At 47.5% G+C, this 21,212-nt stretch carries 20 protein-coding genes; 13 read left to right on the top strand and 7 right to left on the bottom strand.

Annotated features, from left to right (window positions below; all coding sequences use genetic code 11):
* Nucleotides 1–1,413 carry a bifunctional glycosyltransferase family 2 protein/class I SAM-dependent methyltransferase gene (locus tag V7728_RS02515; protein ID WP_099567137.1) on the bottom strand — a complete coding sequence of 471 codons (1,413 nt, stop codon included), beginning with the start codon at nucleotides 1,411–1,413 and terminating at the stop codon, nucleotides 1–3.
* A 92-nt stretch (nucleotides 1,414–1,505) separates the two neighbouring features.
* Entirely contained in the window at nucleotides 1,506–2,882 is a 1,377-nt protein-coding gene (locus V7728_RS02520; protein WP_025285372.1) for a sugar porter family MFS transporter, read from the bottom strand.
* Between the two features lie 304 nt (nucleotides 2,883–3,186).
* Here V7728_RS02520 and V7728_RS02525 point away from each other — a divergent pair, with 304 nt between their 5' ends.
* From V7728_RS02525 to V7728_RS02535, 3 genes are all read left to right on the top strand, one after another.
* Complete coding sequence (locus tag V7728_RS02525; protein ID WP_012118595.1) at nucleotides 3,187–4,173, top strand: LCP family protein; 987 nt, start codon at nucleotides 3,187–3,189, stop codon at nucleotides 4,171–4,173.
* Nucleotides 4,174–4,328: 155 nt separating this feature from the next.
* On the top strand, nucleotides 4,329–5,186 hold the full coding sequence (locus tag V7728_RS02530) for a Cof-type HAD-IIB family hydrolase (protein WP_025285373.1): 858 nt from the start codon (nucleotides 4,329–4,331) through the stop codon (nucleotides 5,184–5,186).
* Nucleotides 5,187–5,291: 105 nt separating this feature from the next.
* Entirely contained in the window at nucleotides 5,292–6,017 is a 726-nt protein-coding gene (locus tag V7728_RS02535) for a sunset domain-containing protein (protein ID WP_076424621.1), read from the top strand.
* Nucleotides 6,018–6,055: 38 nt separating this feature from the next.
* On the opposite strand, the gene V7728_RS02540 is transcribed toward V7728_RS02535, so the two are convergent.
* The 5 genes from V7728_RS02540 to pgsB all read right to left on the bottom strand — a co-directional run bounded on the left by V7728_RS02540 (nucleotide 6,056) and on the right by pgsB (nucleotide 10,423).
* Nucleotides 6,056–7,291, bottom strand: a complete 1,236-nt coding sequence (locus tag V7728_RS02540; protein WP_099567138.1) for a C40 family peptidase — start codon at nucleotides 7,289–7,291, stop codon at nucleotides 6,056–6,058.
* A gap of 150 nt (nucleotides 7,292–7,441) precedes the next feature.
* Nucleotides 7,442–7,603: a hypothetical protein gene (locus V7728_RS02545; protein ID WP_003151344.1), complete on the bottom strand. Its 162-nt coding sequence runs from the start codon at nucleotides 7,601–7,603 to the stop codon at nucleotides 7,442–7,444.
* Between the two features lie 7 nt (nucleotides 7,604–7,610).
* Nucleotides 7,611–8,759, bottom strand: coding sequence for a CapA family protein (locus tag V7728_RS02550; protein WP_015240714.1), 1,149 nt, complete (start codon nucleotides 8,757–8,759; stop codon nucleotides 7,611–7,613).
* Between the two features lie 18 nt (nucleotides 8,760–8,777).
* Nucleotides 8,778–9,227, bottom strand: coding sequence for a poly-gamma-glutamate biosynthesis protein PgsC (gene pgsC / locus V7728_RS02555; protein ID WP_003151340.1), 450 nt, complete (start codon nucleotides 9,225–9,227; stop codon nucleotides 8,778–8,780).
* A gap of 14 nt (nucleotides 9,228–9,241) precedes the next feature.
* Nucleotides 9,242–10,423 carry a poly-gamma-glutamate synthase PgsB gene (gene pgsB / locus V7728_RS02560; protein ID WP_003151337.1) on the bottom strand — a complete coding sequence of 394 codons (1,182 nt, stop codon included), beginning with the start codon at nucleotides 10,421–10,423 and terminating at the stop codon, nucleotides 9,242–9,244.
* A 731-nt stretch (nucleotides 10,424–11,154) separates the two neighbouring features.
* On the opposite strand from pgsB, the gene V7728_RS02565 reads away from it, so the two are divergent.
* From V7728_RS02565 to V7728_RS02610, 10 genes are all read left to right on the top strand, one after another.
* Nucleotides 11,155–12,624: a spore germination protein gene (locus tag V7728_RS02565; RefSeq protein WP_015240716.1), complete on the top strand. Its 1,470-nt coding sequence runs from the start codon at nucleotides 11,155–11,157 to the stop codon at nucleotides 12,622–12,624.
* Nucleotides 12,614–13,705, top strand: a complete 1,092-nt coding sequence (locus V7728_RS02570; RefSeq protein WP_025285377.1) for a GerAB/ArcD/ProY family transporter — start codon at nucleotides 12,614–12,616, stop codon at nucleotides 13,703–13,705. Before V7728_RS02565 ends, V7728_RS02570 begins: the two co-directional genes overlap by 11 nt.
* A complete protein-coding gene (locus V7728_RS02575; protein ID WP_015240718.1) occupies nucleotides 13,695–14,828 on the top strand; it encodes a Ger(x)C family spore germination protein in 1,134 nt (377 codons plus the stop codon). Before V7728_RS02570 ends, V7728_RS02575 begins: the two co-directional genes overlap by 11 nt.
* A gap of 93 nt (nucleotides 14,829–14,921) precedes the next feature.
* Nucleotides 14,922–15,911, top strand: coding sequence for a LacI family DNA-binding transcriptional regulator (locus V7728_RS02580; RefSeq protein ID WP_099567139.1), 990 nt, complete (start codon nucleotides 14,922–14,924; stop codon nucleotides 15,909–15,911).
* On the top strand, nucleotides 15,904–16,785 hold the full coding sequence (gene rbsK, locus V7728_RS02585) for a ribokinase (RefSeq protein ID WP_099567140.1): 882 nt from the start codon (nucleotides 15,904–15,906) through the stop codon (nucleotides 16,783–16,785). Before V7728_RS02580 ends, rbsK begins: the two co-directional genes overlap by 8 nt.
* Nucleotides 16,782–17,177 carry a D-ribose pyranase gene (gene rbsD, locus V7728_RS02590; protein WP_007407521.1) on the top strand — a complete coding sequence of 132 codons (396 nt, stop codon included), beginning with the start codon at nucleotides 16,782–16,784 and terminating at the stop codon, nucleotides 17,175–17,177. The genes rbsK and rbsD overlap by 4 nt, the downstream gene beginning before the upstream one ends.
* 16 nt (nucleotides 17,178–17,193) lie before the next feature.
* Nucleotides 17,194–18,687 carry a sugar ABC transporter ATP-binding protein gene (locus V7728_RS02595; RefSeq protein WP_099567141.1) on the top strand — a complete coding sequence of 498 codons (1,494 nt, stop codon included), beginning with the start codon at nucleotides 17,194–17,196 and terminating at the stop codon, nucleotides 18,685–18,687.
* Nucleotides 18,677–19,648: a ribose ABC transporter permease RbsC gene (gene rbsC, locus V7728_RS02600; RefSeq protein WP_012118605.1), complete on the top strand. Its 972-nt coding sequence runs from the start codon at nucleotides 18,677–18,679 to the stop codon at nucleotides 19,646–19,648. Before V7728_RS02595 ends, rbsC begins: the two co-directional genes overlap by 11 nt.
* Before the next feature lie 13 nt (nucleotides 19,649–19,661).
* Complete coding sequence (gene rbsB / locus V7728_RS02605; RefSeq protein ID WP_007407524.1) at nucleotides 19,662–20,579, top strand: ribose ABC transporter substrate-binding protein RbsB; 918 nt, start codon at nucleotides 19,662–19,664, stop codon at nucleotides 20,577–20,579.
* Nucleotides 20,580–20,639: 60 nt separating this feature from the next.
* Nucleotides 20,640–21,173, top strand: a complete 534-nt coding sequence (locus V7728_RS02610) for an SH3 domain-containing protein (RefSeq protein ID WP_007407525.1) — start codon at nucleotides 20,640–20,642, stop codon at nucleotides 21,171–21,173.
* Nucleotides 21,174–21,212 lie beyond the last annotated feature (39 nt).

The raw sequence follows: 21,212 nt of genomic DNA on the forward strand, positions 1-21,212 counted from the left end.
TCAGCCTGTTTTTTCGACACGGAGGAGAATCTGATAAATCCGGCTTTGTTCGGGCAGCTGTGTCACCGGAAATTGCATCGATTGCGCCATTCGTGTGATTTCCTGTAAAAACAGCTGCACCCGCTCATCCACGTGAACATACGTATAGGACTGCTTTTTCACAGCAAATGTCTCTTCCGGAAAGAGCGTGCGCACCGTCTGCGGCGTAAAAAACCGCAAGTGGGTGCGGTCGAGAATGCCGGCGTCTCTGTATGTCCAGTCACCGAGCAGAAGCGGAAACAGCGCTTCGGCGTGGGAAATATTCGGAATGCTGCAAACGATTGATCCGGCAGGCGACAAATAGGATGAGTACGTTTCAATGACGCGCCACGGGTCTTTTAAGTGCTCAAGGATGTCCGCGAAAATGATGCAATCAAAAAAGCCTTCCGGATAAGGCAGCTTCACTTCTTCGACATCTTCCTGCAGCACCGCTTCATAGTGTCCTTTTGCCGCTTGCGCCGCCAGCGGGTGCAGTTCTATTCCGTACAGTTCGCAAGGCTGTCTGTTTTGAAGTTCCAGCCCCGTAGCTCCCGCACCGCAGCCGACATCAAGTATCCGTTTCGCCTCCCGGGGAACGAGCTCCGCAATTTCCGGTCTCGGATGAGTAAAGTACGTGAAATCAGTGCCCCATTTTTCCGTAAAACGCTGGCGGTTCTCCGAATATAACTGATTGATATTGATATCCTGATTAGCCGTAAACGTCGCGTGCCCGTGGTGATGCACAAAGGCATCGAGGGCGATGTGCAGGCTGTAGCCTTTTTGCAGGGCGCGCAGACATAGGTCATCATCTTCAAAAGAACCGTATCCGAATTGTTCATCGAACGGGCCGATGTCTTCAATGACGCTTCTTTTCACCAGAAGACAGAAGCCGACAAGGCGTAGCACCCGCTTTGTATGATGCTTTTCCCGTTCGCAATACGCCTCCGCGAATGACTCCAGTTCATCAAGCGATTGATATGCGTCATGGATCATTTGCGCGCCGCTGACATAGTTGCTGACGGGCCCGACCATACCGGTTTTTTCAGATTGATACAGCACCCTCAGCATGGAGGTGAGCCAATTTTTCGTGACCATCGTATCGTTGTTCAGAAACAGCAGATTTTCTCCCCCTGCCGCTTCGATTCCCTGGTTGCACCCCTTGGCGAACCCGAGGTTTTTTTCATTTAGGATGACTTTGACGTCAGGCAGATTTGATATGTATTCTCTCGTTCCGTCTGAGGAACCGTTGTCAACTATAATCAGTTCAATCTTATCTTTGTCGGTGTATCGTTCAATGCTGGCCAGACATTTTTTCGTCAGCTCAAGTTCATTATATGTAAGGATAATAATACTCGTTTTCACCGGCATCCCCGCCTTTATCGTGACTTTATACAACGTATGACATATCCCCGTCATTTATGTGACCGGGCGCCCGCACGGCATCCGTTTTGAGGGGCCGGTGAATAACCGCCCCCTAAAACTGAATATTACGGATGAACTGTCCGCCGATTTGATTCTGATCCCGAGCCTCCGTTACGGCTTTTCAGATCCTGCTCAATTTCTTCAAGGCTTTTCCCCTTCGTCTCGGTCACTTTAAACCGGACGAACAGGAATGCCAGTATCCCGATCGCGGCATAAATGAGAAATAAATAGCTGATGCCGACTGCTTCCATTAACATCGGATAGGTTAATGAGACAATCAATGTTCCGGCATGCAGCATCAAAGTGGAGACACCCGTCCCGATACCCCGGACATGCAGCGGGAATAATTCAGGAAGCATGACCCACACGGCAGGCCCCCAGCTGACCGCAAATACAACGATAAACAGGCCTAAACAAATCACCGTTGTCCATGATGCGGCTGCTGAATGTTCAAAGAAAAGATTGACCGCGGCCAATACGAGCAGACTGATGACCATGCCCGCATTACCGGCCAGCAGCAGCGGCTTCCGGCCGATCTTATCAATGACTTTAATAGCCGCAAGCGTCATGATGACATTGACGGCGCCGATTCCGACCGTTCCCAATATAGACGCGGAATTGCCGAACCCCACACTGGTAAATGTTTTCGGGGCGTAATAAATAATTGTATTTGTCCCGATGAATTGCTGCAAAAAGGCAAGTCCGAGGCCGGCAATCAGCGCGGGTCTCACCCACGGCTCAAACAATTCTTTCAAGCCGCCTTCGTTTTCCTTTTCCGCTTCTTTCATCTGATCAATCTCATCATCAATATTCTTCGTTCCCCGCAATGATGAAAGGATTTCTCTTGCTTTCTCTTCTTTGCCGATCGTAAACAGCCAGCGCGGGCTTTCCGGCATAAATAGGATTCCGATCAGCAGAATGACTGACGGCACAACCGCAAGTCCAAGCATCCAGCGCCAAGCGCCTGCATCGGCAAATATATAGTTCACGATATAAGAAACGAGGATTCCGACCGTAATCATCAGCTGATTCAGCGAAGAAAGCGCCCCCCGTTTATGCTTCGGAGCCAGCTCCGATAAATAGAGCGGAACGATCGTTGTAGATGTTCCGACAGCCAGTCCGAGAATGATCCGGAAAAGAACCATCACCTCTGTATTCGGGGCAAAAGCGACTCCTAAACCGCCTATACAAAACAGAAGCGCCGCTCCCATGATGGCCTTCCGCCTGCCGAACCGGTCGGTCAGTTTGCCGGCGAATCCCGATCCGAGAATCGCCCCCGCCAATAACGAACTGACGACGAGGCCTTCTGTAAAGGCGTTCAGTCCCAGTTCTTTTTTCATAAATAAAATAGCTCCGGAAATGACTCCGGTATCATATCCGTATAACGCGCCGCCGAGTGCGCCGAAAAAATAGAGCCATTTATTCGAGTGTATGCTTTTCATGTTATGTAGACTCCCTTCATCCAACGCTGTATCCGCGCGGAATTGTTCTACTGCTTCTTTTGCCTGTTTCCGTCCGTTTCAAACCTTCCGCACCGTTAATATCCATTATTTTACTAATTATTTTTTACAAAGCGACGAAACATTTCCCGCTTCCTGCCGTCCAATATAATGTGAACCTGATGCAAAAATAACAGTAGATGTTGTCGAAATAGAGAGAAAGATTTGGAATTTTCTCATTTGCAGAGTTGCTCCAAGTCAACAATCATGGTACGCTTCACAAAGAATAGAAACGAGAGGTAATGATATGGAAGAACGATCTCAACGCAGAAAAAAGAAAAGACGCCTCAGAAAATGGGTGAAATTTGTACTGGTATTCGCCGCTTTCTTATTGGTGATCGCCGGTTCCGTCGGCACCTACGCATTTGTGAAATTGAATAATGCGACCAAAGAAGCGCACGTCAGCCTTGACCGCGGCGACCAGTCCGTAAAACGGATCAAAGAATTTGACCCGAAGAAGGATTCTTTCACCGTATTGCTTTTAGGAATAGACGCCCGTGACAATAAGGGCGAATCAGTAGATGACGCAAGAAGTGACGCCAACGTGCTCGTCACCTTCAACCGGAAAAAGAAAACAGCGACGATGCTCAGCATTCCGCGGGATTCCTATGTCAACATCCCGGGACACGGCTATGACAAATTCGCGCACGCACATGCTTACGGCGGTTATAATTTAACTTATAAAACAGTAGAAAACATGCTTGATATTCCGGTAGATTATGTGGTTGAGAGCAACTTCGACGCGTTCCGCGATGTCGTCAATGAGTTGAACGGCGTTACGGTAAATGTGAAAAGCCAGAAAATTGCCGATCGTATTAAAGTCGATACAAAAGGAAAAGTCGTGCTGAAGCCGGGCGTCCAGACGCTTGACGGTGAGCAGGCACTGGCTTATGTAAGAACACGCAAAGCGGACACCGATCTGATGCGCGGACAAAGACAGATGGAGGTGCTGAGCGCCATTATTAAAAAATCTAAATCGTTAAGCTCGATCCCTTCTTATGACGATATCGTCGACAGCTTAGGGAAAAACTTAAAAATGAACTTATCTCTTAATGACGCCATCGGTCTGTTCCCGTTTATCACATCGCTGAAATCGGTGGATTCTTTGCAGCTGACAGGTTCAGACAGCTATATTTACACTCCTCAGTACGGCAAAAATATTTATTACTTCAAGCTGAATGAGGAAAACCTTCAAGAAGTAAAAACAAAATTAAAAAATGATTTAGACGCGTAAGACGTCACGGCGGGGTTTTAGAAACCCCGCCGTTTTTCTGTTGAAAAAAAGGACATGAAGGTATAGCCTTTTAACTGAAGGCTTTCTGCTGATTTCACACAAAGCTGAACATACTACATGAAGCAGCTTTATTTTTAAGGAGGGCATCCATACATATGAAATTGATAGCCATTGACTTAGACGGCACATTACTGAACTCGGACAGTGTGATTTCTCCGGAAAACAGAGCGGCTTTACAAAGAGCGGATGAAGCGGGCATTCTCGTGGCCATCTGCACGGGCAGAGCCACGTTTGATGTAAAAGCGCTCTTGAAGGATTTAGATATTCCGATCATTGCGGCAAACGGCGGGACAGTCCATGACAAAGGATACCGCTCCGTCAGCCGGCTCTTAATGGATCAGCAGGCCGGGAAGGATATCGCCGCTTATTTAACGGACAAAGACATTTACTTTGAGGTCTATACAGATGATCATCTGCTGTCCCCATTTGACGGCGAGTCCAAACTGCAGGCAGAACTGGATATTCTGAAAAGCGCCAATCCCAAGGAAGATATTCAGACATTATGGGAGGGCGCAAAGACGCAGTTCAAACAATTCGGCATTAAACCCGTACAGGATATACAGGCGATTTTTAACGGAGACGAACATGTTTACAAGCTTCTTTGTTTCTCTTTTGATATGGAAAAACTGAGAAACGCCAAAGAAGAAATTACACATCATCCGAAATTATCCCAGACATCTTCCGGAAAACACATTATCGAAATCCTCCCTGCCGGTTCCGGAAAGGGACGTGCTCTGACGGAGCTTGCCTCACTGTACGGAATTGAAAAACAGGATATTTACGCCATCGGCGACAGCCCGAATGATTTCTCCATGTTTGAAGCGGCGGGAAACCGCATCGCCATGGGCAATGCGATTGATGAACTGAAGGAAAAAAGCACGTATATTACAAAAAGCAACGATGAAAACGGCGTCGCATATTTCATCAACCGGCTTCTCGACAACGATCAATAAAAGGAAAAAGCCAGGTCTTTCACGGCCTGGCTTTTCACGTTTTCCAAAAAAGAAATTCCCAAAAATGAAAATAAATTGTAAGATAAAGAAAAAAGGAGTTTCATGATGTCGAATGCAATCGCTATTATAGGATGTTTAGCTTTTCTCTGCGCAGTCGGATACGGAATATTCCACCTCATATGCAAAGCTGCCAAAAAAGAAAAACGTTTTTCAAAAAAGCTGTTTTGGCCCCTTCTCATCGGCGGATTTATCCTGCTTCTGACCGGCGCCTCCCTCGCAGAGCCGGACGCCTCGGCCGTGAAGGCAGAGGAGAAATACAGCACCCTTGATACCGCTTATCAAAAATTGACGAAGGAACACCAGGCGCTTGAGAAAAAATATGAAAGCATCAGTGCCGCGGCCGAAAAGGAGAAATCCGAAGCCGAAGCCGGCAATGAAGAAAAACTCAGCAAACTCAGCCAAGAGATAAGTGAGCTGAAAAAAACAAACAAATCACTCAAACAAGACAATGAGAAATTAAAAAATTCACAAAAGAAGCTCGAAAAGTCCGCTGAAACGCTTCAGTCAGAAAATAAAACTTTAAAGCGGCAGAAAGCAGAAACAAAAACATCCGAAAACGCGGAAACGGCGCAAAACAACGCCCCTTCCTCCGGCGGACATGCCGAAACGAAAGCAGCCGGCACCTCACAGGGATGCGACATTAAAGGCAGCCGGAACGGCATTTATCACACGCCGGGAAGTACATACTACGACCGGACGACAGATCCCGCGGAAATGTTCTGTTCCATAGAGGATGCGGTAGCGGCCGGATACAGAGCGCCGAAACGGTAAAAGAAAAAGACGTCAGAGACACTCTCTGACGTCTTTTTTTACGGAAGCCGGATCCCGCCCGCATATTTGTCCTTCCAATAAGCGCTTGTGTTCATATTTGTTATGGTAACGCCTGCGGACACGGTGACATGAATCACTTGTCCGCTCCCGATATAAATGGCCGGATTCAGGCTTTCCGCTTTAAAGAAGACCAGATCGCCGGGCTTCAGATCTTGTTTATCGACCGGAACGCCCGCCTGCATCTGCTTGTCCGCATAACGCGGCAGGCTGATTCCTTTCGCTTTTTGATAGATGTATTGAACAAATCCCGCCGTATCAAAGCCGGTTTCCGGTAAAACGCCGCCTTTCAGATAAGAAATTCCGATATGATCGGCCGCTGTGGACACAACGGGATTTTCTTTAGAAATGGCTAAATTGCTGAATCGGCGCACACCTGTAAAATGTTTTTTCCAGTAATCTTCCGACAAGTAAGAAATGGTGACTTTTTCGGAGCGGCTTGCTTGGATGAACCTTCCCTCTCCCGCATAAATGCCCGCATGGGAAATTCCTTTTTTATACGTGTCGCTGAAATAAATCACGTCCCCGGGCTTTATGCCGCTCAGTTTGATTTTCTCACCGACCAGCCACTGCTGTTCCGCTGATCTAGGCAGGTAAATGTGAAGCTTGTTTTCAAAAACATATTGGACCAGCCCCGAACAGTCGAATCCCTCCTCGGGCGTGCTTCCGCCGAATACATACGGAATGTCAAGGTAACGGGCTGCCTCCTGAACGATCGGGTCATCAGCCAGTTCCGGATCTTTTGTAATCCGCTTTGCGCCAAGATATAAATTCATCCAATAACTGCTTTTTTGAAACCGTGTGACGGTTACGCCTTCTGACGGAGAACTGTGTATCATCTCTCCGTTTCCGATATAAAGACCGTCATGGACGGGTGCGTTTTGTGTTGAATCTGACTTTTTGAAAAACACAAGATCTCCCGGTAAAAGGTCATTTTCTTTGACGGCGGCTCCGACTTTCCATTGATCACTGACCGTTCTCGGCAGATGGATGTTCTGCCTGCTGAAAAGATAATGCATCAATCCGGACGGATCAAAACCGTCCTCAGGCTCTTCGCCTCCGTAAACATATTTATTTCCGACAAGTTTTTGCGCGTCTGAAACCATCAGGACAGAAACTTGAGAATCCGCTTCAGCAATTTCCGTTCTCGTTACTGCGGGTGCCACAAGACAAATCATAAGGCCGGCAAGGATGTACTTCCTCCAGCTTGTGAGCATGTTTTCTATTCACTCTCCTCATTTTTAGTAGTTTTTACATCGGTAACTTTTAACAAATGTTTAGGAGAGCACACAAAAAAAGAATGCCCGATATGGGCATTCTTTACTGGATTCGGAACAAACAATATGCCGGCAAGCGGAATCATGCGCTTATTTTGCGCCCGCTGTGTCCTCTTGCTGAATCTTTTGCATTTCCGTGTCGATTTTTTGTTTTTCCTGATCTGTGAGCTGATCATTGTATTTAAACGCTGACATAAACATAAATACCATAATGATCGCGGCAAACGGCCATCCCGCTTTAATGATTTTCATTTGTTTTTCACTCCGCTTTCTTTTTTAAGATATCGCTGTGATCCACATCAAACGTTAATTTTCCATCCTTGACGCTCCAATCGAAATTCGATTCTTTCGTCAGTTCACGTACGATCGTTTTATGATTGATGCTGCCTTTTTTAACCGGTGCAGGTGTTGCTTCATGAATATTCATCGGCGTGACTTCAAAGCGTCCCGTGCCGTTTTTCTGCAGATGATATTGAACAAGCGCCGTGTCTCTCGTTCTTGTCCACCCCTGGTCGAATACGAAGTTGCCCAGGCTGTAGAAAATAACGGTGCCGTGGTACATTTCGATCGGTTCTAGCACGTGCGGATGGTGTCCGACGATAATATCCGCTCCGGCATCTGACATTGCTCTTGCCAATTGGCGCTGTCTGTCATTCGGATCATTATCGTATTCCTGTCCCCAGTGTGTTTGAACAATGACAAGATCGGCTTTCTTTTTGGCTTTAGAAATCATCGGAATAAACAGCTCTGGATCGGCCGGAAGCACACCCGGCGCATTTCGTTTAGCTGCAAAGCCTTTTCCGGAAACATCAGTGAAACCCAGTGTTGCGATTTTGATTCCGTTTACATCTTGATAAGAAATGTTCTGCTCGGCTTCCTTCAGCGTGAGGCCCGCGCCGACAAGTTCAAGATTTTGCTTTGAAAACTCTTCAACCGTATCCCGCATTCCTTGAGGGCCGTAATCCATCGCATGGTTGTTGGCTGCCGTGAGAACGGTGAAATTCATGTCCTTCAATACTTTTACGGCATCTTTGTTTGACTGAAGGTGGATATTTTTTTCTGCTTCTTTGTAGTTCTTTTTATATGTAACCGGGTTTTCAAAGTTCCCCGACACATAGTCGGATGCTTCGAAGAATGGCTGTGCGTAACGGAAGACACTTTCCGTGCCTTTATGCTTTGTCACTTTCTCGACATTCCGGCCCATCATAATATCTCCGACGAATGAGGCAGATACAAGGTCATCGGCATTTCTTTTCACACTCGGCGTTTCCGCCTTCCCTGTCAGGATGCAGACGAACATCAGGCAAAAGACGATCGGCAGCGCGATAAAAACGTGAAGATTGGTCTTCTTTTTCTGCTGTTTGGTCAGCTTCAGCAGTTTTTCTTGAAAGCTTAATTGTTTTTTCATCGTTTGACACACCTTACATTAGATTAAGTAGTAAGCAAACATAATGGCAAAAGTTGCGCCGCTTAAGAACAGCGTGCTGGCAAATGTAATCGTTAATCCCTGTTTCTGAATGGTATTGGCGATCAGACCCGGTACGATGATACCGATTCCGCGGAATTCTGATATCTCAAACGGTACGATCGGGTAAAGGAAATCAAGGGCGATTTTTAAGCAGATTCCCGTTATCAGCATAGCTGCGAATTTTCTGCGTCCGTACAAAATCATAAATCTGGATAAACCGTATTTGACGATCACGTATGTAAGAAGACTCACTAACAATACGAGTAAAATAAAGACCGGCTGGTTAAAAACGAGCCCTAAATAACCCGGCACGACTAAACCGGCAGGTACGATACCTGTTTTTTCCGCGAAAATTAAACTGATTAACACGCCTAAAATAAGTGAGATGTATAAATCTGATCCGAACATTTATCCTTTTCCTCCTAGCTAACGAGCTGTTTCACCTTATACTCTTGAATTTTTTCAATTAATGGTTCCGCTGAACCGTGGATATTGCCGACGCCATATATGACACGGTTTTGCATTCTTGTTTTCAGCACGTCCATGATTTCGTCTGTTGATTTATATTCCAGATCGTGCAATGTATCGGCAGGAATCTTGCCTTCTTCATAAGCTCTGACGATCGGTTCAGTCGTCTCGCCGATAAGTATGAGTTCCTTCGTTTTAATGTACGGAAGCACGTCGTTTGCGAACTGAATCGTTCTGTCCACACGGTCGGCGCGGCAGTTCATAATAACGATCGGTTCATCTGTCGGGTAGCCGATTTCCTTTACACGTTTCCATATATTTAAAGTAGAAGATGCATCATTTGCGGCAAAGCCGTTTACGAAATGACCGGGCTCCTTCGTGCTGAGCAGCGGCAGGATTCTCATGGCGCCAGGATCAGGCGGCGCATTCAGCATTCCTTTAAACGCCGTTTCTTCATCTATCCCAAGTGCCTGGGCAACGCCGAGCGCAAGGGAAGCGTTATCAGGAAAGACCATATATTCAAATTTTCGAAGGTATTCATCTGTAATTTTAGAGTTATCCGCAATAATAACCTCGGTATTCCGCTCTGCGGCTTTTTCTTTAAAGAAGTCTGTGTATTCACTGTCTGTAATGACAAGGTGACCGTTATACGGTATCGTCGCGGTAAATGCTTCAGCGATTTCATCAAGCGTCGGCCCCATGACGTCCATATGGTCTTCAAGCACATTCACGATGACGCCGATGTTGGCTTGAAGGAGTTCTTCCTGAAAGATAATCTGATAATCCGGGTTTACCGCCATACATTCACTGACAATGGCATTGGCGCCCCGTTCTACGGTTTCCTTCATTACTTCTTTTTGCTCGCCGATATTCGGGCCCTGCGGTTTCCGTTTGATCGGTTTCTCCTCAGGTGTATCCCAATAGATCATCCTTGCATCTGTTCCCGTCGTTTTTCCGACTGTTTTGTAGCCCGCCTCCATCAGTATTCCGGTCGTCAGCCTCGTTACGGTTGACTTTCCGCGGATACCATTAATATTGACGCGTACTGGCAGAGCATCGATATTCTTCTGATGCCGCCTTTTTTCAATGATTCCGATGATTAGTACGGCAGCACAGGCTATAATGAGTAACCACATTGATTTTTGACATCTCCTTCTGTATTGATAAATTCATTCATCAGTATATAGCTTCACTATGAATTCTCAATCGGCATTATGTAACATAATCTTCCCGCTTTCACTGAGCCAAACTTCTCTATTAGTGACGCTATTCTTCCTATTATCGAATTGCTTTTTTTGGGAATAGGCAGGACTTCAACCTTACTTCAACTTTTCAAAAGAAAAATGAATACGTTTACATTTTCGCGCAGAAATTCATTTGGACCAATGGAACTATTCGCGTTCCGGAAGAAAAAGATGTAATGATAATCCATCTTTTCCAGCCCGCTTGTATCAGCGTTTTTCGCACTGCGCATACGTTTCGGGACTCTCTGTCCGCTGTGTGCAGACTGCCTGTTTTGTTAAGGATAAGGTCTTAAAGTCATTCATTTTTCCCCCGTATCCTGCTTTCAGTCCCATTCCAAAATAACTAGCGGAATGACTGGTACATCACAGAATAAGACGGGTCCGGAGTGTTTACAAGAAATACACATTTTATATGCGGAAAGCCTTTCTCCTTTTAAACCATTTACAGGACGTTTATCACTCTTTTGAAATAATTTTAATAAATCTTTATATTCGTTCAAGAAATATTCATCCATAATTGTGAAGTTCTTGGTAAAACATCGAGGAACTCCTCTATTTTATAGAATGCATAAAAAAGGAATACCCGCTGAAAACTACAGATAACCAGGGAAGGAGGCGGTCTGATGTCTGCGGATAAACAAAACAAACGGATTCCCGGCGATTTTGAATCGGCTGTACGGGAAATGCAGGAGCTGATGTGTGTTTGCGGTGATTTTAAAATACGAAGGATTAAACTGCAGGACCGTCATACCGCTTTCTTTTATATTGAACAAATGATAGAAGAACAGAAGCTGAATGAGTTTCTGTTAAGCGACACCCTGCAGAACGGCCCGCTTGAGGAAACGATGAATGCCGTCAGCAGTGCGGAAACGGATGAAATCAGAAAACTCATTGACGGGATTTTGGCAGGACAGGTTGTTTTTCTCAGCGATGCATCGAGGAAAGCGAAGCTGTTTTCCGTCGGCCAGAATCCGCTGCGTTCCATTATGGAACCCGAATCTGAAAGTATCGTCCGCGGCGCCCATGACGGGTTTGTGGAAAGTTTGGAAACGAACATTCATCAGCTGCGGTTTCACATACAGGACCGCCATCTCTCCGTTCATTATATGGATATCGGGGAAAGAGCCAAATCAAAGGTTGCGGTTATCTTTGTTGAGAATATCGCCAATCCGGAGATTGTGGAGGAAGTGAAGCGGCGCCTGTCATACTTGCGTATAGACAGCGTGCTTGCGCCCGGGATTATCGAGGAATCAATAGAAGATAATTCGTTTTCCATTTTTCCGCAGATCATTCATACGGAACGGCCGGATAAAGCAAAAGCATGCGTAATGGAAGGCTGTGTACTGATCATGATGGACGGGAGTCCGTCGGCTTTGATTGCGCCGATCACATTCTTTTCCTTTTTTCAATCTCCGGACGACTACAGCACGAGATGGATTTCCGCCAGTTTTTTAAGAGTGCTGAGATTTTTCGCCTTTATGATCGCGATTACGCTGCCCGCTTTTTATATCGCGCTGATTGCGTTTCATTTTGAAGTCATTCCCAACGATCTGATTATCACCATGAAAAATTCGATTGTTGATATTCCCTTTCCCCCGCTGATAGAAGCCATGATTATGGAAATTACGATTGAACTGATCCGCGAAGCCGGTATCAGACTGCCGAGACCGATCAGTCAGACGATCGGCATTGTCGGCGGTCTCGTGATCGGTGACGCAGTCGTTCAGGCGGGACTCATTTCTAATATGATGATTATCGTCGTAGCCGTTACAGCTGTTTCTTCTTTTGTGCTTCCTTCATATGAAATGAGCACGTCCATCCGAACGCTCAGATTTCCGCTTATGTTTCTGGCATCCTCGTTCGGTTTTATCGGCATCGCACTCGGCTTCGGGCTTATTCTGATGAACCTGTGCAAGCTTGAATCACTCGGCGTTCCTTATTTATCATCTCTGACGCCGTTTCATTTCAGTGACTTGAAGGATGCATTTATCCGGCTGCCGGCTTGGTTTATTAAAAGAAGGCCTTTTTATTTGAGACCGCAAGACTCAAAGCAGATGAAACATGTTCGGGGGTGGAGAAAAGATGAAGCCTAAAAAAATAAGCCCGCTTCAAGGCGTGTTTTTCATTAATCAGACGCAGATCAGCATCGGCATTTTGGCGCTTCCCCATTTACTGATGATGAGATCGGGAAGCAGCGGATGGATTTCCATTCTGCTTACCGGATTGCTCGTCCAGCTTACATTCAGCCTGTATATGATATTATTTCACCGGTTTCCGAAGCTGAACCTGTACGAAATGCTGGAGGAGGTGTTCGGAACACTTGCCGGCAAAGGGGTGCAGGTGCTGTATATTTTATATTTCGCGTTTCTCTGCACGCTCATTCTTTCTGTATTTACACGGATATTGGATATCTGGGTGCTCCCTCAGACTCCAAATTGGGTGATCAGCTTAATGCTGATCCTCGGTTCTGTCTATATCGCCCAGGCTCCGCTGAATGCGATCGCCAGGTTCAGCTTTATTTTAACGCCGTTTTTGCTGCTGATCTCTCTGCCGCTTTTATACACGCTGGGAAAAGCCGATATCACATACATTATGCCGATTTTTCACGGAACCGCAAAAGACATGCTTACCGGGGTGCAGCAAACACTTGTCAGCATTACCGGCTTTCAGGCGGCGCTCGTGATCGGGCCCCTAATCAACTGCACCGTCAGCCAGCGCTACAAAATACTGACGATTTCAAACATCTTGATTATCCTTTATTACCTGTATATCACCCTTACTTGCTTTGTCACAATCAGCCCCGAAGAAATAAAAATGATCCCGGAGCCTGTGCTGTACCTGTTAAAAACCGTTTCATTCAGAATTATCGAACGGACGGATCTGCTCTTTTTGACGTTTTGGTTCGTGACCGTCTTTTCAACGCTGGCCAACGTGTTTTACTTGGCAAGCACCGGCATTGCCAAGCTGTTCAATCAAAAAGATCACAGCCGGTTTGTTTATCCGCTGGCCCTGCTCGTCTTCCTTCTGTCTATTTGGGCCACAAGCACAGATAAAACGATACAGCAGCTGGATCAGTTTTTCCGCTTTTCCGATATTGTGTTTGTGTATTTGTTTCCGTTGTTTATGGTATTGATTGTCCTTGTACGCAAAAAGGGTGTCCGCCATGCGCATTAAAAAAGCGGTTCTTATCAGTCTCATGTGCGCAAGCCTGACACTTGCGGGCTGCTGGGATCAAAATTTGCTGAAAGATATTTCTCTCGTGCTGACCGCAAGCCTTGATGTTGATCATGACGGTAAAAATAAAATCGGCATCACCTATCGGAAGGTTCAGTCCTCCCAGGCGGAACAGGAAACGGGCGGCTCATTCATTACGACGGTGCTCAGCGCTTCCGGGCACACCATCCGTGAAGCGCGGTTTCAATTGGATAAGCTTGTCGATCAGCGCATTGACACGTCCAAGCAAAGAGTCTTATTAATCGGTGAGAAAATGGCGGAAAAACCGCTTTTTCCTTATCTCGATGTCTTCTACAGAGATCCGAAAAGCCCGCTTCTCGCTCATCCGGCGGTTGTAAAAGACGGCGAGGCGATTGAAGTGCTGAAGCTGATCGTCCGGCAGAAATTGATCGTCAGCAAGTATTTAACGAATTTATTAACAAGCGCTAATGCGGAATCAAATATCAGCATGGAAAATTTGCAATCCATCCGTTCAAGCATGCTGACGGCTGATAAGGATTTCGCCCTTCCTTATTTATCGATTAACGGACAGACGATAAAGGTAGAGGGTTCTGCCCTGTTCAGCGGCCAGCGGAAAGTGACTGAGGTGCTCGGTCAGGATTCGACCCTCCTGACCCTTTTAAGCGGGCAATTTAATAAATCGGCTAATATTAATCTGAAGCTGTGGGACAAATACAAAATGGATATTGAAAATTATCTTTCTCTCGGCATCACGGATGCCACGCGAAAGATTGTATTTATAGATACAGATCCGCAGCATATAAAAGTGAAAATCCGTTTAAAGCTGAATGCACGCGTCTTGGAATATCCAAAGGACAAGCTGAATTCTTATACGGCAATCGACCAAATAAACAAACAAGCCTCAGCAAATTTGAACAGCCAGGCCAGATCGGTGATCAGCCATATTCAGGAGCACAACTCGGATATCCTCGGCATCGGCCGGAAATATCAAACCCATTATTATGAGCGGGGCAAGCTGCTCAATTGGCGTGGGGTCTATCCTTCCATCGAGATAATCCCTGATATCAAAGTGAGTATCTCACAAATCGGCATCGTGAACTAAAAGAGACCGCGGTCTCTTTTTTTGTTGCCAACCGAAATGATTCGTGTTACTCTTTTTATGTAAACGGTTACATAGTTGAAGGAGGAGTGTTTGTTGGCAACGATTAAAGATGTCGCAGGCGCTGCCGGCGTCTCTGTTGCCACGGTTTCGCGTGTCCTCAATGACAACGGCTACGTGCATGAAGATACACGAACGAAGGTCATGCTTGCCATGGAGAAGCTGAATTATTATCCGAATGAAGTTGCCCGCTCTCTTTATAAAAGAGAATCCAGACTGGTCGGGCTTTTGCTTCCGGATATTACGAATCCCTTTTTCCCTCAGCTTGCCCGCGGCGCTGAAGACGAGTTGCAGCGGGAAGGATACCGGCTGATCATCGGCAACAGCGATGAAGAATTGGAAAAAGAACTCGACTACCTGCAAACATTTAAACAAAATCAAGTTGCCGGTATTTTGGCGGCCACCCATTACCCCGACCTTCCCGAATACAGCGGCAGCCTTTACCCGGTCGTATTTCTGGACCGGACAAAAGAAGGCGCCCCATCCGTATTCAGTGACGGACGGGCAGGCGGAAAACGGGCGGCTGAGGAAATACTTCGCGGCAAAAGCACAAGCATCACGCTTGTCAAAGGCCCAGCCCACCTTCCGACCGCTCAGGAACGTTTTAACGGCGCACTTAACGTGCTGCAAAAAGCGAACGCGCAGTTCAATGTCATCTCCGCCGCTTCATTTTCCATCAAGGATGCCGCCATTTTAGCAGAAGAATTGTTTGCAGCATACCCTGAAACCGACGGAGTCATTGCCAGCAACGACATTGCGGCGGCTGCCGTCCTCCATGAGGCGCTGCGGCTCGGCAAAAAAGTTCCGGAGGAGATTCAGATCATCGGATACGACGATATTCCGCAGAGCAGGCTTTTGTTTCCGCCGCTTTCAACCATCCGCCAGCCTGCATATGAGATGGGAAAACAAGCAGCAAACCTGCTGCTGCAATTGATAAAGAAAGAGCCGCCGAAAGAGACGGCCATTCAAATGCCCGTGACTTACATAAGAAGACAAACGACGAGAAAGGATGATCACCATGAGTGAAATTTGTGTTATCGGAAGCTGTTCTATGGATCTTGTCGTCACATCTGAACGGCGTCCGAAAGCCGGTGAAACCGTACTGGGCACAGACTTTCAAACCGTGCCCGGAGGAAAAGGCGCAAATCAGGCCGTAGCCGCTTCCCGCCTGGGCGCAAACGTATATATGGTAGGAAAAGCAGGCAATGACAGCTACGGAAAAGCGATTATTGAAAACCTGAAGGCAAACGGTGTCAATACGGACCATATGGAAACGGTTACACATAAAAAAAGCGGAACGGCTCATATTGTGCTCGCAGAAGGAGACAACAGCATCGTCGTCGTAAAAGGCGCAAACGATGACATCTCCCCCGATTATGCCAAAAGTGCGCTAGCAAAACTTCCCGGCATTGATATCGTGCTGATCCAGCAGGAGATTCCTGAAGAAACCGTTGAAGAAGTGTGCAGCTACTGCCGCGCGCAGCAAATTCCGGTTATCCTGAATCCCGCGCCGGCCCGGCCGCTGAAACAATCGACGATTGAGGATGCCGCATATCTTACGCCGAACGAACATGAAGCGTCCATTTTATTTCCTGACCGGACGAAAGAAGAAGCGCTCGCCGGCTATCCCGGCAAACTGTTCATTACCGAAGGAAAACAAGGCGTGCGCTACTCAGACGGCACCGCGGAACGGCTTGTTCCCGCCTTCCCTGCAGAAGCGGTTGACACGACGGGAGCCGGCGATACCTTTAATGCGGCACTTGCCGTCGCACTCGCGGAAGGACGGGACATTGAGCAAGCGCTCCTGTTTGCCAACCGCGCCGCCTCCCTGTCCGTGCAGCACTTCGGCGCCCAAGGCGGGATGCCGGCCAGAAAAGAAGTTGAGGAGCTGCTGTCATGAAAAAACACGGAATGTTAAACAGCCACATTGCCAAAGTATTAGCTGATCTCGGGCATACAGACCTCATCGCAATCGCCGATGCGGGTCTCCCCGTCCCTGACGGTGTCCCTAAAATTGATTTGTCCTTAACGGCGGGCGTTCCCGCCTTTCGGGACGTGACCAGCCTGGTAGCCGGGGAGATGGCAGTCGAAAAGGTGATCGCCGCTTCCGAGATCAAAGACGCAAATCCTGAGAATGCAAGTTTCATAGAAAGCCATTTCTCAGCGCAGACGATCGAGTACATGTCCCATGAGGAATTCAAACGGCTCACACAGAAAGCAAAAGCCGTCATCCGAACGGGTGAAATGACACCATACGCCAACTGCATCCTGCAGGCGGGTGTGATTTTCTAGAAAGAAGGGATCCAGCATGCACATCGGCATGACAGACATTCATAAAGCATTCGGCAAAAACCAAGTGCTATCCGGCGTCTCATTTGAGCTTCTGCCGGGAGAAATCCACGCTTTAATGGGAGAAAACGGAGCGGGCAAATCGACGTTAATGAATCTGCTCACCGGGCTCTACCGGCTCGACAAGGGAAACATTACGATAAACGGAACAAATATGAGCTTCTCCAATCCAAAGGAAGCCGAAAAGCACGGAATTGCCTTTATCCATCAGGAACTGAATATATGGCCGGACATGACGGTGCTTGAAAACCTTTTTATCGGCAAAGAGCTGACGACGGCGTTCGGCGTTTTGGAAACGAAGAAAATGAAAGCGCTAGCAAAATCACAGCTTGAAAAATTGGGAGTCTCTCTTCCTCTTGACCGGGAAGCCGGACAATGTTCCGTCGGACAGCAGCAGATGATTGAGATTGCCAAAGCGCTGATGACAAACGCCGAAGTCATTATTATGGACGAACCGACCGCGGCGCTGACCGAACGGGAAATCAGCAAACTATTTGACGTGATGACGGCGTTAAAGCGGGACGGCGTATCCATCGTCTATATTTCGCACCGAATGGAAGAGATATTTTCGATTTGCGACCGGATCACCATTATGCGGGACGGCCTCACTGTCGATACGGCGCATATGAAAGACACTAATTTTGATGAAGTGGTCAAAAAAATGGTCGGGCGGGAGCTGACCGATCGGTATCCGACTCGCACGCCGTCACTCAGCGATAAGGTGCTCGAAGTGAAAAACGCCTCAAAAAAAGGAAGCTTTTCACAGATCAGTTTCCATGTGAGCGCCGGAGAAATCCTCGGCGTTTCCGGCTTAATGGGTGCCGGACGGACAGAAATCATGAGGGCGCTGTTCGGAATTGACAGGCTCGATTCCGGAGAGATCTGGATTTCCGGCCGAAAAACCGGCATTCGGGGTCCGTACGATGCCATCCGTAAGGGACTCGGCCTGATTACGGAGAACCGCAAAGATGAAGGGCTGCTGCTGGATACGTCCATTCGTGAAAATATCTCCTTGCCGAACCTGACCAGCTTCTCTCCGAAAGGCATCATTGATCGAAAACGCGAGGCGGAGTTCGTTGAGCTGCTCATCAAGCGTCTGACCATTAAGACCGCATCTCCGGAAACCGCCGCCCGGCATTTATCAGGAGGAAATCAGCAAAAAGTCGTCATCGCCAAATGGATCGGAATCGGCCCGAAAGTTCTCATCCTTGATGAACCGACAAGAGGCATTGACGTAGGCGCGAAAAGGGAAATCTATTCATTAATGAATGAACTGACCGATCGCGGAGTCGCCATCATCATGGTGTCTTCCGAGCTGCCGGAAATTCTCGGCATGAGTGACAGAATCATCGTCGTCCACGAAGGGCGCATCAGCGGAGAAATCAATGCGGCCGGCGCAACACAAGAACACATCATGACACTTGCCACGGGAGGGCAGCAGTATGAAAACTGAACCAATGACATCAACTGAACAAAAGCGATTTTCCATTCACACCTTCACACAAAAACTCGGTCCGTTTCTCGGCTTACTGATTCTTGTGCTGATCGTTTCCGTTTTAAACCCGAGTTTTCTTGAACCCCTCAATATTCTCAACCTTCTTCGGCAGGTTGCGATTAACGCTCTGATTGCATTCGGAATGACGTTTGTCATTTTAACGGGAGGCATTGATCTCTCTGTCGGAGCCATCCTCGCCTTATCGAGCGCATTGGTCGCAGGTATGATGGTCTCAGGCATCGACCCGATCTTAGCCGTCATCATCGGCTGCGTAATCGGCGCCGTACTCGGCATGATAAACGGATTATTAATCACAAAAGGAAAAATGGCGCCGTTCATCGCCACTTTGGCGACAATGACCGTCTTTCGCGGACTGACCCTCGTCTATACGGACGGAAATCCGATTACGGGGCTCGGTTCAAATTACGCATTTCAATTATTCGGACGCGGTTATTTTCTCGGCATTCCCGTACCTGCCATTACGATGCTGATTGCGTTTGCGGCCCTGTGGGTTCTTCTGCACAAAACACCGTTCGGCCGCCGGACATACGCCATCGGCGGCAATGAGAAAGCGGCGCTGATATCGGGAATCAAAGTGCCCCGCATCAAGATCATGATCTATTCTCTGACAGGTTTATTATCAGCGCTGGCGGGAGCGATTCTGACATCACGCTTAAATTCCGCACAGCCGACGGCCGGGGAATCATACGAGCTGGACGCCATCGCAGCGGTCGTTCTCGGCGGAACGAGCCTGTCCGGCGGTCGAGGGCGCATCATCGGTACGCTGATCGGGGTTTTGATTATCGGTACGCTGAACAACGGCTTGAACCTTCTCGGCGTATCATCTTTTTATCAGCTCGTCGTCAAAGGAATCGTCATTTTAATCGCGGTGCTGCTGGACCGCAAAAAATCGGCATAGTAGGAGGACCATTATGAAGAAAGCCATCATCACGATCGCGGCATTATCACTGTTTTTGCTGTCCGCCTGTTCACTTGAACCGCCACAATGGGCAAAACCGTCAAACACAAAACATAAAAAAGAATTCACTATCGGGCTCTCCGTCTCCACATTGAACAATCCGTTCTTCGTTTCATTAAAAGAAGGCGTTGTAAAGGAAGCCAAAAAACGGGGCATGAAGGTCATTATTGTCGATGCTCAAAATGATTCATCTAAACAGTCAAATGACGTAGAAGATTTGATCCAGCAGGGAGTCGATGCGCTGCTGATCAATCCGACCGATTCATCAGCGATTTCAACAGCCGTCGAATCGGCAAATTCCCTCGGCATTCCCGTCATTGCGCTTGATCGTTCAGCCGAACACGGAAAAGTCGAAACGCTTGTCGCCTCTGACAATGTCAAAGGAGGAGAAATGGCGGCTGACTACCTCGCCGATCAGCTCGGAAAAGGCGCCAAAGTGGCGGAATTGCAAGGGGTGCCGGGCGCATCCGCGACACGGGAACGCGGAACGGGCTTTCATCATATTGCCGACAAAAAGCTGGATGTCGTAACAAAGCAAGCGGCGGATTTTGACCGTACAAAAGGATTGACCGTCATGGAAAACCTGCTGCAGGGACATCCGGATATTAAAGCCGTGTTCGCCCATAATGATGAAATGGCACTCGGCGCGCTCGAAGCGATTAACAGCTCAGGCAAACACATTCTGGTCGTCGGTTTCGACGGAAATAAAGATGCGATTTCTTCCATTAAAAACGGAAAGCTGACAGCCACGGTCGCCCAGCAGCCGGAGCTGATCGGAAAACTGGCGGCCGAAGCGGCGGAGCAGGTGCTCAAAGGAGAAAAAGTCAAAAAAACCATTTCCGCTCCATTGAAACTTCAAACACAAAAATAACCGGCCGATGTTTAGACTTCCGGTAAAACGTGAAAGGATGAAGTAAAAGGAGAGATACAGATGAAGAAAACAGCCAAAGCGGCATCCATTCTGACCCTTGCAGCGGGAATAACAGCGGCTTCAGCTGCCGGAATAACGCCTCTTCCCGAGACACACGCGCAGGAAGCGGTCAAAATTGACGATCTGTACAGCTACCCGCTTGACTCTTATCTCGTTTCCGCGGAAGCATTGAACGTCAGAACAAAAGCATCAGCAGCCAGTCCGAGAGCTGACACCCTTCATTTAGGCGACAGCTTAAAGATCGTTTCATTCCAGAACGCTGACTGGGCAAAAGTACATTATAAAAACGGAAAAACAGGATTTGTATCTACTCATTATATTGTTAAAGAAGCAACAACCGTAAAAACGACGGCAAAAACAAAAGTATATACAGACAAACAAGCGGTCAAAGCTTCCCTTGCTAAAAACACAAGCGTTTCTTTCCTCGGATGGAAAAAGACAGCCGGCGGCGGCATTGACTTCGGCTGGGCGCTTGTCGATTACGGGGGCGCAACGGGATATATCAGCACAAAAGATCTGCAAAAACTGACATAATATCAAAACGGATTTCGCAAATTCAGCGCGAAATCCGTT

This window comes from Bacillus sp. JHAA (assembly GCF_036961585.1).
Lineage (GTDB): Bacteria > Bacillota > Bacilli > Bacillales > Bacillaceae > Bacillus > Bacillus velezensis.

Excerpts from the sequence above, each read along its gene's own strand:
- rbsB (WP_007407524.1), top strand. The coding sequence starts at position 19,662 with ATGAAGAAAGCCATCATCACGATCGCGGCATTATCACTGTTTTTGCTG.
- V7728_RS02520 (WP_025285372.1), bottom strand. The coding sequence starts at position 2,882 with ATGAAAAGCATACACTCGAATAAATGGCTCTATTTTTTCGGCGCACTC.
- V7728_RS02565 (WP_015240716.1), top strand. The coding sequence starts at position 11,155 with ATGTCTGCGGATAAACAAAACAAACGGATTCCCGGCGATTTTGAATCG.
- V7728_RS02540 (WP_099567138.1), bottom strand. The coding sequence starts at position 7,291 with ATGCTCACAAGCTGGAGGAAGTACATCCTTGCCGGCCTTATGATTTGT.
- V7728_RS02535 (WP_076424621.1), top strand. The coding sequence starts at position 5,292 with ATGTCGAATGCAATCGCTATTATAGGATGTTTAGCTTTTCTCTGCGCA.
- rbsD (WP_007407521.1), top strand. The coding sequence starts at position 16,782 with ATGAAAAAACACGGAATGTTAAACAGCCACATTGCCAAAGTATTAGCT.
- pgsC (WP_003151340.1), bottom strand. The coding sequence starts at position 9,227 with ATGTTCGGATCAGATTTATACATCTCACTTATTTTAGGCGTGTTAATC.
- V7728_RS02595 (WP_099567141.1), top strand. The coding sequence starts at position 17,194 with ATGCACATCGGCATGACAGACATTCATAAAGCATTCGGCAAAAACCAA.
- V7728_RS02525 (WP_012118595.1), top strand. The coding sequence starts at position 3,187 with ATGGAAGAACGATCTCAACGCAGAAAAAAGAAAAGACGCCTCAGAAAA.
- rbsC (WP_012118605.1), top strand. The coding sequence starts at position 18,677 with ATGAAAACTGAACCAATGACATCAACTGAACAAAAGCGATTTTCCATT.
- V7728_RS02575 (WP_015240718.1), top strand. The coding sequence starts at position 13,695 with ATGCGCATTAAAAAAGCGGTTCTTATCAGTCTCATGTGCGCAAGCCTG.
- V7728_RS02530 (WP_025285373.1), top strand. The coding sequence starts at position 4,329 with ATGAAATTGATAGCCATTGACTTAGACGGCACATTACTGAACTCGGAC.
- pgsB (WP_003151337.1), bottom strand. The coding sequence starts at position 10,423 with ATGTGGTTACTCATTATAGCCTGTGCTGCCGTACTAATCATCGGAATC.
- V7728_RS02610 (WP_007407525.1), top strand. The coding sequence starts at position 20,640 with ATGAAGAAAACAGCCAAAGCGGCATCCATTCTGACCCTTGCAGCGGGA.
- rbsK (WP_099567140.1), top strand. The coding sequence starts at position 15,904 with ATGAGTGAAATTTGTGTTATCGGAAGCTGTTCTATGGATCTTGTCGTC.
- V7728_RS02550 (WP_015240714.1), bottom strand. The coding sequence starts at position 8,759 with ATGAAAAAACAATTAAGCTTTCAAGAAAAACTGCTGAAGCTGACCAAA.
- V7728_RS02570 (WP_025285377.1), top strand. The coding sequence starts at position 12,614 with ATGAAGCCTAAAAAAATAAGCCCGCTTCAAGGCGTGTTTTTCATTAAT.
- V7728_RS02545 (WP_003151344.1), bottom strand. The coding sequence starts at position 7,603 with ATGAAAATCATTAAAGCGGGATGGCCGTTTGCCGCGATCATTATGGTA.